Origin of the sequence: Promicromonospora soli (assembly GCF_014653785.1) — a bacterium.
Taxonomy (GTDB): domain Bacteria; phylum Actinomycetota; class Actinomycetes; order Actinomycetales; family Cellulomonadaceae; genus Promicromonospora; species Promicromonospora soli.
The window spans coordinates 357,442-373,157 of the sequence record NZ_BNAS01000003.1 but is presented as its reverse complement, the minus strand read 5'-3'; the positions used below and the strand labels follow the sequence as shown (position 1 = coordinate 373,157).

10 protein-coding genes and 1 tRNA gene are annotated in these 15,716 nt (G+C 67.8%); 6 read left to right on the top strand and 5 right to left on the bottom strand.

Annotation, left to right across the window (positions count from 1 at the left end; all coding sequences use genetic code 11):
- The first annotated feature begins 39 nt into the window (after nt 1–39).
- From IE250_RS11745 to IE250_RS11730, 4 genes are read left to right on the top strand one after another with little or no spacing between them, the layout of a single operon-like run.
- Entirely contained in the window at nt 40–2,466 is a 2,427-nt protein-coding gene (locus tag IE250_RS11745) for a glycoside hydrolase family 2 protein (RefSeq protein ID WP_189669463.1), read from the top strand.
- 27 nt (nt 2,467–2,493) lie between these two features.
- Nucleotides 2,494–3,462, top strand: coding sequence for a glycoside hydrolase family 43 protein (locus IE250_RS11740; protein ID WP_189669462.1), 969 nt, complete (start codon nt 2,494–2,496; stop codon nt 3,460–3,462).
- Nucleotides 3,463–3,490: 28 nt separating this feature from the next.
- Nucleotides 3,491–5,017 carry an alpha-L-fucosidase gene (locus IE250_RS11735; RefSeq protein WP_189669461.1) on the top strand — a complete coding sequence of 509 codons (1,527 nt, stop codon included), beginning with the start codon at nt 3,491–3,493 and terminating at the stop codon, nt 5,015–5,017.
- Nucleotides 5,018–5,048: 31 nt separating this feature from the next.
- Nucleotides 5,049–7,124, top strand: a complete 2,076-nt coding sequence (locus tag IE250_RS11730; protein WP_189669460.1) for a glycoside hydrolase family 31 protein — start codon at nt 5,049–5,051, stop codon at nt 7,122–7,124.
- Nucleotides 7,125–7,190: 66 nt separating this feature from the next.
- Here IE250_RS11730 and IE250_RS11725 read toward each other — a convergent pair whose 3' ends face one another.
- Nucleotides 7,191–7,580, bottom strand: coding sequence for a nuclear transport factor 2 family protein (locus IE250_RS11725; RefSeq protein ID WP_189669459.1), 390 nt, complete (start codon nt 7,578–7,580; stop codon nt 7,191–7,193).
- 50 nt (nt 7,581–7,630) lie between these two features.
- A complete protein-coding gene (locus IE250_RS11720) occupies nt 7,631–8,710 on the bottom strand; it encodes a zinc-dependent alcohol dehydrogenase (RefSeq protein ID WP_189669458.1) in 1,080 nt (359 codons plus the stop codon).
- A gap of 292 nt (nt 8,711–9,002) precedes the next feature.
- Between IE250_RS11720 and IE250_RS11715 the strand changes: the two genes are divergently transcribed.
- Entirely contained in the window at nt 9,003–9,818 is an 816-nt protein-coding gene (locus IE250_RS11715) for a MoaF C-terminal domain-containing protein (protein WP_189669457.1), read from the top strand.
- Nucleotides 9,819–10,402: 584 nt separating this feature from the next.
- Here IE250_RS11715 and IE250_RS11710 read toward each other — a convergent pair.
- Nucleotides 10,403–13,459: an RICIN domain-containing protein gene (locus IE250_RS11710; protein WP_229872373.1), complete on the bottom strand. Its 3,057-nt coding sequence runs from the start codon at nt 13,457–13,459 to the stop codon at nt 10,403–10,405.
- Between the two features lie 388 nt (nt 13,460–13,847).
- Nucleotides 13,848–14,054, bottom strand: coding sequence for an NUDIX hydrolase (locus IE250_RS11700; protein ID WP_189669456.1), 207 nt, complete (start codon nt 14,052–14,054; stop codon nt 13,848–13,850).
- Nucleotides 14,055–14,323: 269 nt separating this feature from the next.
- On the opposite strand from IE250_RS11700, the gene IE250_RS11695 reads away from it, so the two are divergent.
- A complete protein-coding gene (locus tag IE250_RS11695; RefSeq protein ID WP_229872372.1) occupies nt 14,324–15,574 on the top strand; it encodes an IS481 family transposase in 1,251 nt (416 codons plus the stop codon).
- Here the strand turns inward: IE250_RS11695 and IE250_RS11690 are convergent.
- Nucleotides 15,556–15,629, bottom strand: a tRNA-Met gene (locus IE250_RS11690). The genes IE250_RS11695 and IE250_RS11690 overlap by 19 nt on opposite strands.
- Nucleotides 15,630–15,716 lie beyond the last annotated feature (87 nt).

Sequence of the window (15,716 nt, the reverse complement as noted above, 5' to 3'; positions counted from 1 at the left end):
CGCCTGTCGCACCAGACACCCTGAAAGGCCGGAAACCGAGTGATCCGCGAGCAGCGCTTCATCAACGACGACTGGACGTTCGGCTACGGCGAGCATTCCGGCGCCGAGCTCGAATCTCCTGACCCTGAGTGGTACGACGTCGGACTGCCCCACTCGTTCGACCTGCCGGACTTCCGCGAGCCCCGGTTCTACGTCGGCCACGGCTGCTACCGCCGGAGCATCGACGTGCCCGAGGCGTGGACGGGCAAGTGGATAGCCCTGGAGTTCCTCGGGGTGTTCCAGGTCGCCGAGGTATTCGTCAACGGGCGGCTCGTCGGGCGCCACGAGGGCGGCTACACGCCGTTCGTCGTCGACATCTCTGACGCGGTGGTCGCAGGGGTGAACGGCGTCTTCGTCCGAGTGGACAACCACTGGAACCCGCGCCTGGCACCCCGGGCCGGCGACTACAGCTTCGCCGGGGGCATCTACCGCGACGTCAGCCTGATCGTCGCCGACCGGGTCCGCCTCGACTGGTACGGCATCGGCGTGACCACCCCGGTGGTCGGCGCCGAGCGGGCCGAGGTGAACGCCTCGGTCGAGGTCGTCAACGACGAGCCCGGTCCGGTCGCGGTCACCGTCGCGGCCGTCGTCTCCGACGCCGCTGGGTCGGTCGCGTCGCTCGCGCCCGTCCGCCGCACGATCGCAGCCGGCTCGACCGAGGTGGTCGAGCTCGCGGGCGCAGTCGACCAGCCAGTGCTGTGGCATCCGGACCATCCCGACCTGTACACGCTGACCGCCTCGGTCGTCGTCGACAGCACGCTGCGCGACCAGCAGACGACCGCGTTCGGCGTGCGCTGGTTCGAGTTCACCGCAGACCGCGGGTTCTTCCTCAACGGCGAGCACCTCGACCTGCACGGCGCCAACGTGCACCAGAACCGGGGCGGCTGGGGCGACGCGGGGACCCGCGCAGGGATCCGCCGGGACATCGCCATGGTCAAGGACCTGGGCATGAACATCATCCGCGGCTCCCACTACCCCCACCACCCCTACTTCGCCGAGGAGTGCGACCGTCAGGGGCTCCTGTTCTGGTCCGAGCTGCACTTCTGGGGCATCGGCGGCGAGAACGTCGAGGGCTACTGGTTCGCCAGCGCCTACCCGGTGAACCCCGAGGACGAGCCGGAGTTCGAGGAGAGCCTGCGCCGCGCGCTGCGCGAGATGATCCGCTCCCACCGCAACCACCCGAGCATCGTCACCTGGAGCATCGGCAACGAGGCCTTCTTCAGCGACGACCACGTGATCGGCAAGGCGAAGGCGTTGACGAGCGAGCTGGTGGACCTCGCGCACGAGCTCGACCCGACCCGTCCGGCCGCGGTCGGCGGTGCGCAGCGCAAGGGGTTCGACGTCCTGGGTGACATCGCCGGCTACAACGGCGACGGGGCCGAGATCTTCCACGACCCGGGCATCCCCAACCTCGTCTCGGAGTACCACGGCGTGCTCGGTCGGGGTCCGGGAGAGTACGAGGTGACGTGGGAGCACGGTGTCGAGGTCGACCACCCGTGGCGCTCGGGCAAGATCCTGTGGTGCGCCTACCACTACAAGTCGATCGCGCCAGGCGCCGGGCTCCAGGGCCTTGTCGACTACTTCCGGATGCCGCGCAGACCCTACTACTGGTACCGCGAGAAGCTGCGCGGCATCGCCCCGCCGACGTTTCCCGGACCCGGTACGGCGGTCGCGCTGCGCCTGAGCTCCGACGCGGAAGAGATGCCGACGGACGGCACAGGCGACGTGCGGCTCGTGGTGGAGCTCCTCGACTCCGGCGGCACTCGCGTCGCCGACGACCGGGAAGTGACCCTCACCCTCGTCGAAGGCGAAGGCTTTTTCCCCTCGGGTCGCAGCATCACGCTGTCTCCTGAGACCGACAGCCTGTGGGGCGGCGCGGGCGCGATCGAGTTCCGCTCGTACGCGCCCGGCATGCAACGCATCCGCGCGACCGCGCACGGCGTGACGCCCGCCGAGCTCGTCGTCTTCGCTACGGGGCCGGCCAAGCCGCAGCGCACCTGGCGGCTCGCGCCGCACGCTCCGTGGGTCACGGGACGGCCCGCCGGCACTGGTGAGGTGTCCCTGACCGCTTCCCGCCCGGTCGCCGCGAGCAGTGCGTTGCCAGGTTACGAGGGTGCCAACGTGACCGCGCTCGGCAGCCGCACGTTCTGGAGGGCGGCCTCGAGCGAACCGGGTGCGTGGATCGCGGCGCGTCTGGAGTTCACGTACGAGATCAGCCGGATCGTGATCGTGTTCCCCGAGGTCCCGAAGCAGCCGTGGCTGGTCGAGACCAGTACGGACGGCCGCGTGTTCGAGCCGATCCATGAGGCCGGACCGGGCGGTGAAGAACTGTCGGTGCGGCTCGAGTTCGAGCCGCGCCGGGCCTCTACCGTGCGCCTGACCTTCCCGGAGGCGCCGGTCGACGTGGAGGAGATCCGTGCCTATTGAACAATCTGAAAGGCCTGGTTGGACCCCATGACATCCGATGAAGCACGCCGACAGCCCCAATACGCCGGCTACCTCTACGTGCACTTCAAGCGCGAGTCGGTCGACGGCGAGCAGATCCACTTCGCCCTGAGCGCGGGCAACGACCCGCTGCACTTCGACGACCTCAACGGCGGCAAGCCCGTCCTGTACTCCAGCCTGGGCGAACGTGGCGTCCGCGACCCGCACGTCGTTCGCTCCCCGGACGGCGACCGGTACTACCTCGTCGCGACCGACCTGCGGGTCCACGGCCGTGACGACTGGGATGAGATGCAGCGCTCGGGCAGCCGCTCGATCATGGTCTGGGAGTCGACGGACCTGGTGGACTGGGGCGAGGGCCGGCTCGTCGAGGTCGCGCCGCCCGAAGCCGGCAACACCTGGGCACCGGAGTCGGTCTGGGACCCCGAGCAGGACGCCTACGTCGTCCACTGGTCCTCGATGCTCTTCGACAACCCTGAGCACAAGGGCCAGAGCTACAACCGGATCATGTGCGCCACCACCCGCGACTTCCGCGAGTTCTCGGAGCCGCGCGTATGGATCGATCGAGGATGGAGCACGATCGACGCCACCGTCATCGAGCATCGGGGCGTGCACTACCGGTTCCTGAAGGACGAACGCAGCCGCATCGCGGGCGCGCCGCTGGGAAAGTCGATCTTCTCCGAGACTGCCGCCTCGCTGACGGCCGCCGACTGGAAACCCCTGGCCGAAGGCATCGGCCTGGGCGCGGTCAGCCGGGGCGAGGGCCCCCTGGTGTACAGGTCGAACACCGAGGAGAAGTGGTACCTCTGGATCGACGAATTCACCCCCGAACGCCGCTACGTCCCCTTCGAGACGACCGACCTCGCCGGCGGTGAGTGGGCTCCCGCAAAGGAGTACCGCCTGCCGCCAGACCCGTGCCATGGTGTCGTGCTGCCGGTGACCGCCGCAGAGTACGACCGGCTCAGCGCCGCCTGGGCCTGACGAATCCGCGAACCCGAAAGGAACGCTCTTGACCGAGTCTCTGCCACCACTCGACATTGCCGCACTGCCCGATCCGGTCGATGTCGCAGACAACACCGAAGCACTCGCCGACGTCCAAGCCGTCATCGACGCCGGCCCCTACACGGACACCTGGGAGTCCCTCAGCGGTTACACGCCACCGCAGTGGTACCAGGACGCGAAGCTCGGCATCTTCATCCACTGGGGCGTGTACTCCGTCCCCGCCTTCAACAACGAGTGGTACTCGCGCAACATGTACCGCGAGGGCACCGCGGAGTTCGAGCATCACGTCGCGACCTATGGTGACCACCGCAAGTTCGGGTACAAGGACTTCATCCCTTCCTTCACGATGGATCAGTTCGATCCCGACGAGTGGGCGGAGATCTTCCGACGGGCAGGTGCGCAGTTCGTCGTGCCCGTCGCCGAGCATCACGACGGTTTCGCGATGTACGACACGCAGCGTTCCCGGTGGAGCGCAGCGCGGATGGGGCCCGAGCGTGACGTGTTCGGAGACCTGAGCGCCGCCACCGACCGGGCGTGGATGGTGCGCGGCGCCTCCTCGCACCGCGCCGAGCACTGGTTCTTCATGAACGGTGGAACGAAGTTCGACTCCGACGTGCTCGCTGGCCAGACGCAGGACTTCTACGGTCCGGCGCAGCGCGAGGAGACCGCGCCGAACGAGCGCTTCCTCGAGGACTGGCTGCTGCGCACCGTCGAGATCATCGACCGCTACCGCCCGCAGGTCTTGTGGTTCGACTGGTGGATCGAGCAGCCCGCGTTCAAGCCATACGTGGCGAGGCTCGCCGCTTACTACTACAACCGCGCGGCCGCCTGGGGCCGCGAGGTTGTCATCAACTACAAGTGGGACGCCTTCGCCGAAGGCTCCGCCGTCTACGACATCGAGCGCGGCACGATGGGCGCCATCCGCCCCACGGTGTGGCAGAACGACACCTCCGTGTCGAAGACCGCGTGGTCGTGGGTGACGAACCACGAGTACAAGAGTGCCCACGACCTGATCGTCGAGCTCGCCGACGTCGTCTCCAAGAACGGCATCCTGCTCCTGAACATCGGCCCGAAACCGGACGGCACCATCCCCGCGGCGGAGCAAGAGCTCCTGCTGACGATCGGTGGCTGGCTCTCCACCAACGGCGAAGCGATCTACGGCACCAGGCCCTGGGTCATCTCCGGAGAGGGACCGACACAGGTGGCTGTCGGATCGTTCGTCGATTCAGAGTCCCGGAAGTTCACCGGAGCCGACTTCCGGTTCACCAGCCGCGCGCACGTGACCGGCGACTACGTCTATGCGATCCCGCTGGCCGAACCCGACGACAACGAGCTGCGCATCCGCGCCTTCGGCAGCGGCGCGGGACTTCTCACCCGCCCGGTCAAGGAGGTCACCATCCTCGGCGAATCAGGTCCGGTCGCGTGGGAGCAGACAGCCGGCGAGCTCGTCGTCCACACCTCTCGCGCCGCCGTCGTCAAGCTGTTCCTCGAGGCCGAGGCCATCCCGCCGCGCAAGGACTTCCTGCACCAATGACGCATTCACCACCGAACGAAGGAACCATGGCATGACGACGACGACGCCGTCCGCGACCACCGGACCCGGGTCACAGACCGCCGCACCCTGGCACGTGGACGGGACACGGCTGACATGGCGCGGAGGGGGTGAGGTCCTCGTCGTCGAGCCGTGGGGACCGAACAGCGCGCGCGTCCGGTCGGCGATGGGCGAGGTCGTCGACGCCGACTGGGCGCTGCTCCCGGCACCGGAGGTGGAGCACGCACGCGTCGAGGTCGACGGTGCCGTAGCCACCCTGGTCAACGGTGGGCTGCGCGTCGTCGTGAGCGCGTACGACTTCTACCACTGGCAGGGTGGACAGCGCCGCTTCGGGTGCCGCGTCAGCTTCCAGGACGCCGAGGGTCGCGAGCTGCTGTCCGAGCGCGACTCCGGTGGCGCACTCGCCCTGAACGCCCGCCAGTACGACGCGGTCGCCACAGGCGGCGGGAAGGCCGCGCTCTTCCTGGAGAGCCCGGCCGACGAGAAGCTCGTGGGGATGGGCCTGTACCAGCAGGACCACATCGACCTCAAGGGGTGCTCCCTCGAGCTGGCGCACCGCAACTCGCAGGCCAGCGTCCCGTTCGTCATCTCCAGCGCGGGGTACGGGATGCTGTGGCACTCCCCCGCCATCGGGCGAGCGACGTTCGCCCGCAACGGCACCGAGTGGTCGGCCGAGTCCGCCCGCCAGATCGACTACTGGGTCACGGCGGGCGAGACGCCGGCGCAGATCACCCGGGCGTACGCCGACGCGACCGGACACGCGCCGGTGATGCCCGATCGCGGGCTCGGCTTCTGGCAGTGCAAGCTGCGCTACTCCTCTCAGGCCGAGCTCCTCGAGGTCGCGCGGGAGCACCACCGACGCGGCCTGCCGCTGGACGTCATCGTCGCGGACTTCTTCCACTGGCCGGCCATGGGCGACTTCCGGTTCGACGAGGAGTTCTGGCCCGACCCGAGCGGGATGGTGGAGGAGCTGCGGCAGATGGGCGTCGAGCTCATGGTCAGCGTGTGGCCCCAGGTCGCGCTCACGTCGGAGAACTTCGACGAGATGTCCCGCCTGGGCCTCCTGGTGCAGAGCAACCGGGGCATCGACGTCCAGATGTGGTTCGAGGGCCCGAGCCGGTTCGTCGACGCGACCAACCCCAGGGCTCGGGAGTACCTGTGGGACAAGCTCCGCGCCGGGTACGGGCGGCACGGCATCCGCACATTCTGGCTCGACGAGGCCGAGCCCGAGTTCGGGCTGTACGACTTCGCCGCCTACCGGTACCACGCAGGCCAGGCGCTGGAGGTCGGCAACCTCTACCCGCAGGCGTTCTCCCGCGCTGTCTTCGAGGGCCAGCAGGGCGACGGCGAGACCGACATCGTCAACCTGGTGCGCTGCGCATGGGCGGGCAGCCAGCGCTACGGGGCGCTGGTCTGGTCGGGCGACATCCACTCGTCGTGGACGGCGATGCGCCGGCAGATCACCGCGGGTATCCACATGGGCGCCGCCGGCGTGCCGTGGTTCACCACGGACATCGGCGGCTTCGGCGGCGGGCGCACCGACGACCCCGCGTTCCAGGAGCTCCTGGTCCGCTGGTTCCAGATGGGCGCGTTCATGCCGGTGATGCGCCTGCACGGAGACCGTGGCCCGCAGGTGCCGGTCGTCGCGGCTGACGGGACCCGTCGGTTGCCGTCGGGCGCCGGGAACGAGCTGTGGAGCTTCGGCGACGAGAACTACGAGATCCTCGCGCGCTACGTCCATCTTCGGGAGCGCCTGCGCGACTACACCCGTGCGGTGATGCGCTCGGCGCACGAAGACGGGCAGCCCGTGATGCGGGGCCTCTTCCACGACTTCCCCGGCGACCCGCAGGCGTGGGAGGTGGGTGACCAGTTCATGCACGGGCCGGACGTGCTGGTCGCGCCCGTCATCGAGCCCGGCGCGACGTCGCGGTCCGTGTACCTGCCGGCGGGCGCGACCTGGACCGACCTGCACACGGGTGCCGTGCACACCGGTGGCCAGTGGATCGAGGCCGACGCCCCGCGGCACCTGGTTCCCGTGTTCACCCGTGACGGCGCCTTGCCCGAGCTCCGCGGGTTCCTCCTGCCCTGACTCACCCGCAGTCCGGTGCGGCTCGGGCAGGCATACCGCCTTGCTCGAGCCGCCTCGGGCCGACGGTCAGTGCATCGCGTCGAGGACCTCGGCGCTGTCCGTGATCTGCTCGAACTTGACGGCCCTGCCGCCCTGTACTCGCCAGATGTGAGCGACACGAGCGCTGCAGGACTTACCCGTCGCCTTGTTCGTCCCCGTATAGGTGCCGATCCCGACCACGGTCTCGCCGTCGACCACGAGCTCGTCGATCGCGACGGCCCAGCCGTCCCATTCCTTGGCGAGAGCGACGAACACGTTGTCGCGCACGGAGTCCACGCCGACGTACGTGCCGGCCATGGGAAACCCGTCGGCTTCGGTCCAGACGATGTCCGTCGCGAAGTCCGCGAACATGCCGGGCAGATCGCCTCGCTCTCCGGCGGCGTAGTGCGACTCGATGACCTCACGGGGGCTCTTCATGGTTGCGACTCCTTGTGCTTGGCGGATGCGGTGATTGGTGGGTGCGCCAGTCAGTCGGCGAGGACCAACACGGCTTTGATGACGTCGTCACGTTTCTCACGCACGACGTCGTACGCGTCACGCACCTGCTCCAGCGGATACCGGTGCGTGACGAGATCTGCATACGGGTATGCCGCGTCGGTGAGCGCGGCGATCGACGGCTCATAGCCGCCCGCTGAGAGAAACGAGGGCAGCACGTCGATCTCTCGTGTGAGCAGGTCGCGGTCGGCACCGAACGTGACGTCAGCACCCCACCCGCACGCGCCGGCCAGCACAACGCGGCCACCACGGCGCACGAGGGTCACCGCCAGCGACTGCGCAGCCGTGACTCCGGCGCTCTCGATCACGACATCGGCCAGCCCGTCGAGCTCCTGCGCGACAGCGTCTCGCACGTCATCCACGACCCGGGAGTTCACCGCCGCGTCCGTACCGAAGCGGCGGGCAAGATCCAGCCGGTTCTGCCGGGTGCCCACCATGACGACGCGCGCCGCACCGGCGATCTTCGCCGCGGCTGAGATCAGCAGGCCGACCGGCCCTGGCCCGATGACGACGACCCGGTCACCCTGGGCGACCCGGCCGCGCTGCACCGCCCGGAACGACACCGCGAGCGGCTCGACGAGCGCGGCAGTGTCCCACGGGACGGTATCGGGAAGGCGGTGGACGATCGCTTCGGCCGGTACGTGCAGATAGTCCGCGTAGCCGCCCCACAGGCCCGGCGCTGCTGTGCGCGGAATGTTGACGCCGTACTCCCGGCCGACGGGAACCCCGGCCGCCGGGTCGTCACGGTCGCACAGGTTGTACCGGCCCTCCGCGCACCGCGAGCAGGCACCGCACGGCAGCAGCATCTCCACAGCGATGCGATCGCCGACCGCAAGGCCACGACGGTGCGCCGCGTCGCCGCCGATCGCAGCGACCTCTCCCACGAACTCGTGCCCAGGCACCAGGGGGAAGGGATCCCCGATGTGCCCTTCGAGGAGATGCAGGTCTGTTGCGCAGATACCCACTCGCCGTACCCGCATGATCAGCTGATCCGATGCAGGCGGCGGCACCTCGATAGTTGCTAGCTCAACGACGCCCCGCTCGGGGAACACGGCTTGCCGAGAGAATGTCGGAGTAGGGGCAGCGACCACGAGAAGCTCCTCACGGCGTCGGGGCTCGTTCGACGCCGCCCCCACCATCCCTCGCGGCGACCTCGACCTGGTTGTCCCAGGCGGAACGTCCCTTGTCTCACAGCGAACAGAGACCCGTCCTGCCTGGTCTGGCCTCGTGCGCCCTGCCACGGTCGTGCCCTGGAGAGACCTTGATCGGTCAAGTGGTCACCGAAGTCCACCTGCCGCCGAGAGTCCCCTTGCACTGACCGTTTCGAGAGAAGGGAAGGCAACGATGTCCGAACAGATCCCCGGAAACACCCTCGGCGAGGAGTCCGCCGACTGGCTGAGCATGGAGGACTTCTCGGCCGGAATCGACGCCAACCGCATCGCGCCGAGCGACGACCTTGCGGGCCGCTCGCTGGTCGTGCGCGGCGCCGATGGCGCACTGAGCCTCACGTTCGGCGAGAGCGGAACGGTGACGTGGAGTGCTGAGAACTTCGCCTGGGCCGGCTCGGGAACGGACCCCTACGAGGCGGTCCCGGTCGGCGACGGCGCCTTTTGGATCGACTTCTCGCTCGGGGAGCGACAAGTCGAGACCCTTACCGTGGCAGTCCATCCGGATCGGGGGTGGGCACTCATCGTGCACTCACGCATCCACGACGACGGCGCGGACGTCGAGACGCGTGTCATGCAGTCGTTCCACGGCGGACGGGTTGATGGTGCCCCTGGTTCCCCCGAGACGCCCGCCCCGACACGTGACCTCATCGGACGACGCACGCTGTTCCGCTACAGCCCGAACCACCTGTACGAGCACATCTATCTGAGCTCACGGCGCTTCGTCTGGCACAACCTCGTCGGCGAGCAGCGCGGCCACGCCGCCGCAGAGCTCGCTACGACCTACAGGCTCGACGACGGTCTGTACCTGTTCACCTGGCGCGAGGAGAAGATCCCGGTCGGCACGGTGTTCGTCTTCGACTACGCGGGCGGCCGCTCGACCGGCAAGTTCATCGGGCTCGAGAGCGACGGGACGGTGTCGAACACGCCCGGCGGCGCACTCATCATCCCCTTCGGCGCATCCGACTACTCGGAGCACCAGGATCCGGTCTGATCCGGTTCGAGCTCATGCCGCAAGCGCAAGTGCGAAGGCCCTGACCTGTGCATCTGCACTGGTCAGGGCCTTCATTTTGTAGCGGGGGCAGGATAGAGACGGGCGAGCCCGCGGAGCGGAGTCCACCCCGCGGCCCGTCAGATCCCACAAAAGGGGCATCGAGTCAGCACAACTCGATGCCCCTTCGTGATGGAAGAATCGGCGTGGCCTCGTATCACGACACTCCCTAGATGCCTCGCCGGAAGGACGGCGACCCCGCGCGCTGGGCGTTCTTCTCCGTGAGGTTGTGGACGCCGGAGGGGGCGCCTCGGCACGCGTCTGCGCCGTCGCAGTTCCACGCACTCTCCTCGATGACGTCCCGTGGGACGTCGGAAGCCCGGTCCCGAGGCTGGCCTCGGGACCGGGTTCTGAGTGACACGGACCTGGTCGCAGGGTCCGTGCCGCTCAGATCAGTTGCATGTGCGAGCCGAGTACGGCGTCTCGAAGGCGACCGTGATCGGCACCTCCTCCGCGTTGGCCGCGAGCACCGTGACGACCACCTTTCTGGCCACGCAGCGGGTGCCGGAAAGGTGGTCGTCATCGAGTCACGGCGCCGGTGCCTTCAGTGTTCCGAGGCGGGCGAGCTCATAGCTGAGCGCTCGCTCGGGGGCGTCGATCTGGTTCTGCGTGCCGACCACCCCTGCCGCCACCGTGCGCGCCTTTGCAAGTACGTCGCGCATCGCCGCCCACGCCTCGGCGGGATAGTCACCCGAGTCGAGCGATTCGGCGTAGGCGATCGCAGCATTCAGGTCGCTCTTGTCGAGCGGCTGGTTCTGCGAGGTCAGCGTGTCGCTCAGCAGGAAGCGGTCGAAGTCGACGTGGCCGCCTGTCTGCTGGGTCGCGTAGTTGAACAGTGCGACCCGGTGCCCCATGAAGTGTGTCGATCCGGCGAACTCGAGCGGCCCGACGGCGTTGCCGAGCTTGGTCCAATCGGTCCCGTTCAAGCTGTAGTAGAAGGTCGTGAAGAGCTGCCCCGGACTGCGGGCGAAGTCCAGATCTGCCTTCAGGTGCACCTGCGTGGCACCCCCGAGCGCCGTAGCGGTGCCGGGGACGAAGCTCTCGATCGCCGACTGGTCGACCGGTGCGGTGAAGGGACGTCCGCGATGGACGACCCCCACCGTGTTCACCCCGCTCACGCGCTTGACCGCGATGTAGGAGAAGTCGTGGCCGAACGCTGCAAGACCGGCGACGTCGCCGTTGTTCATGCCCGAGATGTCCAGCTTCGTCTCGGCCGACGTCCGAGGCCCGAAGGAGCGCTGCGAGAGCGTGTTGCGCGCTTCTTCGAGCCAGGTGAGCTCGCCACCGGGGTCGCGGTGGGTGTACGCACCGGTCACGACCTTGCCGGCCGTCAACCGCAGCCACCCCTGGCGGTCGGTGAGCGACCAGTACCGGTTGTCGGGCGCGTGGTTCCACTCCCAGGCCAGGTCGAGGTTCGACCCGTTCGGCGCGATCTCATCGGGATGCGGCGGCTCGGCGGCTGGCCGCCCGACGAGTGACACGTCATCGACCTTGTAGTCCATGAGGTGCGTGTTGGGGTCTGCCGACGGATTGCTCACCCAGGGGGTCTCGATGAAGATGCGCACGTCGGAGAGGGCCTGGGATGCAGGAATCGTGAACGACCCGGACACCTTGCCCCAGCTCCCGCGGGTCACGGCCGTGGCGGGCGTGAGGTTGGTGAAGGTGGTGTTGTTGCCGCCGTACCGAGCAGTGATGAGGAACTGCTTGGTCGCCGGGCTCGCCGGGTTGTCGTACTTGATCCACGCCGAGATGTCGTACGTGACGTTGTGCTGCACCTTGCCGGTGACGTTCTGCGCCGGCCCCGACCCCGTGGCGTTCCGCCCGGTGACCGCGAGAGCCCTCGAACCCGTGTGCGCGTCCGTCGTCGTCGAGAGCGTCGCACCGTCGTTGGCGATCCAGCTCGCCGTGCTTCCGGACTCGACGCCGGGATTGCCGAAGAGTTCGACTCCGACCAGCGTCTCGTCGATGTCGGGCGCTGTCGGAAGCGTCCACCGCTCGTCCTGGAAGGCACGGTGCGGTGCATCGTTGTCGAAGTCGTCGGACACGACGACGCTCTTGAGTCGTTCGAAACGCTCCTGCTCGGGGGTGAGCCTGATCGGCTTCTCGAAGACGCCGTCGACCGGCACTACGCCGTTGTTGCCGAAGGTCGGCCACCCGTTGCTCCAGGTCGCCGGGATCAGCGCCGGGATACGACCGACCGGATACGAGTCGCGGAAGAAGAAGCCGTGCCAGTCGTCGCCGCCCGCGTCATTCTTGATGGGCACAAGGCTGCCCTGCGCGAATCCGTTCGAGGCCAGCGCCCCATAGGACTCGTAGGGCGCCGGGGTGGCCGCGAGGCGGCCGAGCAGCTCGGGCGAACGGAACATGACGACCTGGCGGCCGTTGCTGCGCCAGGTGATCATCACCACGTAGTAGTAGCCGTCGATGTAGGACACCTGGGCGCCCTCGAAGATCCCGTCGCTGCCGACGTACGGCTTATCCGCGTAGTCACTGCGCCGGATGAAGTCCGGGAAATCCTCCTCGACCGCCGTCAGCGTCGGGTTGAGTCGAACGGCGCTGACGCCGCCGTAGATGATGTACGGCGTTCCGCCGTTGGCGTCGTCGAAGAAGAGCGATGGGTCGTGGAAGCCTCGACCGAACGCCGTCTTCGTCCACGCTCCGTTCTCGATGTCGTCGGTGCGGTAGAGGAAGGCGCCGCCGAGGTTCAGCGAGTTGATGAGCACGTAGTAGGTGCCGTCGTGGAAGCGGATCGACGACGCCCATTGCCCCTCCCCGTAGGAGTTCTTGCCGTTGCGCAAGGACGCGGCATCACTGATGTCGAGGCGATCGAACGCGTAGCTCACGGTCTCCCAGTTGACCAGGTCGTACGACTTCATGATCGGTGCGCCAGGACTGAGATGCATCGTCGTGCTGACCATGTAGTAGATGTCGCGACCTTCGTCGTTCTGCGACGCGGGGACGCGCTCGACACTGACATCCGGCACGTCGGACTTCAGCATGGGAACCGTGTAGGTGCCGTCGCCGGCATCCGTCGTCGTATACGACGAATCGGGATTCCATTCTTCGGCGACGCGGACGAGCTGCCACTGCTGGTTGCTGCCGCCCCAGTCGCTGTACTGCACGACGCCTGCGCCGTCGTTGGTCGCCGCGTTCTGGACCTCGACCGCCTTGTTGCTGTTGCGGTTGATCAACCGGACGTAGCCGTTGTCGGAGTCGGCCAGCCGGAACTGCTGGTTGGCGCCGCCGGTGTCGGTCCACTGGTGGATGGCGGCGCCGTCGGCCGTCGACCAGCTGGACACGTCGATGACCTTGCCCGAGTGCCGGGCCTTGAGCTTGTAGTAGCCGCCGCCGGCGTCCACGAACTGGAACTGCTGGTTGTTGGCGTTGGTGCGGGTCCACTGGTGGAGCAGGGCTCCGTCGGCGGTGGACACGCCGCTGACGTCAAGGGCCTTGCCGCTGTTGCGGTTCAGCAGCACATACCAGGCGGTGGGGTCGACCGTGGCGGCTGCGGCCGTCTCGGTGACCGCGAAGATGCCGCCTCCGGCCACCAGTGCCGCCACGGTGGCGGCGACGAACCGCTTCAACCACCGAGGTCGCCGCGACGGCGGCGCGATCGATTGAGAACTGGAAATCGATTGGGAACTAGAATGGGCAGACATGATCCTCCTTGATCAAGAGAGCCGGACGGTTCACCCGGAGAGGGGTGCACCGCGACCCATACCCGTGCGCATGCGGGAGAACTGTTAGGACATCTGTGCTGCTCATGGCGCGGCCACGCCTGATCGAAACTCCAACGAAGCAGGACGCCCTGTCACCCAGACTTCGTCGGCTTCGACCAGATTGTGAGCGCTAACACGCCAGCTCGTCAAGGCGTTCGCGCCTTCCCGCAACCCACTACAAGGCTGGATTCCGCTACTCGACGACTCGTACGTCGGATAGGGGACAGGAGGCCGGGCTCCGTGTCCGGCAACGTCATGCCTCCGCGAGCGGCGCCTTCCGGTTGGTCCGGATGAACGCCTTCGACGCGGCAGGCGCCAGATCGGCGCCGGCAAGTGCCTCGCCGTTGCGCAGGTCGACATGCTCGACCTCGTACGTCCCGCGGGTCGGTTCCTGGAACTCCGGGCCCGACCGCAACGCCAGGTCCATCGAGACAACCCGCGCGAGAAAGTAGTGGTGCACCGCGACCCCGGCGTCCTTGGGCTGGGCCGTCGCACCGAGCTCCTCGGACAGCTCCCGCCCCTAGGGGTCTCCACACCAGGCAAGTGGAGGGTTTGTGGTGACTGGTTCAGGTTCCAGATACCTCACAGGCCCGGGAATCCAAGGATTCCCGGGCCTGATTTCGTAGCGGGGGCAGTGTTGAGTCTCAGGACATCGGAATGGGGTGTCTCGGGTCATCGGAATGGGCGTGTCTCGGGACATCGACATAGCCGGGCCAGTACACCCCGGCCATGTCGAAACGACGTCTGGTCATCACCGCGGTCGCCCGCCGCTACGGCGTCTCCCAGGGTTGGGTTTCCCGGCTCCTGAAGCGCTACCGAACCGAGGGTGAGGCCGCGTTCGAGCCCCGCTCCCGCCGCCCGCACACCACCCCGGCAGCGACTGCGCCCGAGGTCGTCCAACAGGTTCTGACGCTACGCAAGCAGCTGCGCGACAAGGGCCTGGACGCCGGCGCCGACACCATCGCCTGGCACCTGACCCACCACCACCAGACCACGCTCTCACGGGCCACGATCCATCGGATCCTGTCCCGCGAGGGCGCCGTCACCCGCGAGCCGAAGAAACGCCCCAAGAGCTCGTACATTCGGTTCGCCGCAGCCCAGCCCAACGAGACCTGGCAGTCCGACTTCACCCACTACCGACTGGTCACGCCCGCCGGCCGCCCGGGGCCCGACGTGGAGATCATCACCTGGCTGGACGACCACTCGCGCTACGCCCTGCACATCAGCGCCCACCAGGCGATCACCGCCCCGATCGTCCTGAGCACCTTCCGGCAAGCGTGTGACCAGCACGGACACCCCGCATCAGTGCTGACCGACAACGGCATGGTCTACACCGTGCGCCTAGCCGGTCACGGACGCCAGGGCGGTCGTAACCATCTCGAGCACGAGCTACGCCAGCTCGGCATCGTCCAGAAGAACGGCCGGCCCAACCACCCCACCACCCAGGGCAAGGTCGAACGCTTCCAGCAGACGATGAAGAAATGGCTCCGCGCCCAACCGGCCCAGCCGGCCACACTCACCCAGCTGCAGACCCTGATCGACGCCTTCGTCCAGGAGTACAACCATCACCGCCCGCACCGATCCCTGCCACACAGGCAGCCCCCAGCAGTCGCCTACCGCACCACACCCAAAGCCACGCCCAGCACCAGCGCCCGGACCGACAGCCACGACCGGCTCCGCACCGACAAGATCGACAAGACCGGCTGCGTCACCCTCCGCATCGCCGGCAAGCTACGCCACATCGGCGTCGGACGAACCCACGCAGGAACCCACGTCCTGCTCCTGGTCCACGACCTCGACGTCCAGATCATCAACGCCGCCACCGGCGAGATCCTGCGCGAGCTCACCATCAACCTCGCCCGCGACTACCAGCCACGCGGCACCAACCCCGGACATGACAATGGCCCGAACCCATATTTCGTGGGTTCGGGCCATTCCGATGTCCTGCGACATCACATTCGTAGCGGGGGCAGGATTTGAACCTGCGACCTCTGGGTTATGAGCCCAGCGAGCTACCGAACTGCTCCACCCCGCGGCGGTAACCCCTACTTTACGCACCCCCAGCAGCTGAGTGCAAACCGGGCCGGGCGGTAGAGACGCAGGTCACAGGCGATCGAACCGA

Bases quoted from the DNA above. Each gene is read 5' to 3' on its own strand.
- IE250_RS11740 (WP_189669462.1), top strand. From the start codon at position 2,494: ATGACATCCGATGAAGCACGCCGACAGCCCCAATACGCCGGCTACCTC.
- IE250_RS11730 (WP_189669460.1), top strand. From the start codon at position 5,049: ATGACGACGACGACGCCGTCCGCGACCACCGGACCCGGGTCACAGACC.
- IE250_RS11725 (WP_189669459.1), bottom strand. From the start codon at position 7,580: ATGAAGAGCCCCCGTGAGGTCATCGAGTCGCACTACGCCGCCGGAGAG.
- IE250_RS11715 (WP_189669457.1), top strand. From the start codon at position 9,003: ATGTCCGAACAGATCCCCGGAAACACCCTCGGCGAGGAGTCCGCCGAC.
- IE250_RS11695 (WP_229872372.1), top strand. From the start codon at position 14,324: ATGTCGAAACGACGTCTGGTCATCACCGCGGTCGCCCGCCGCTACGGC.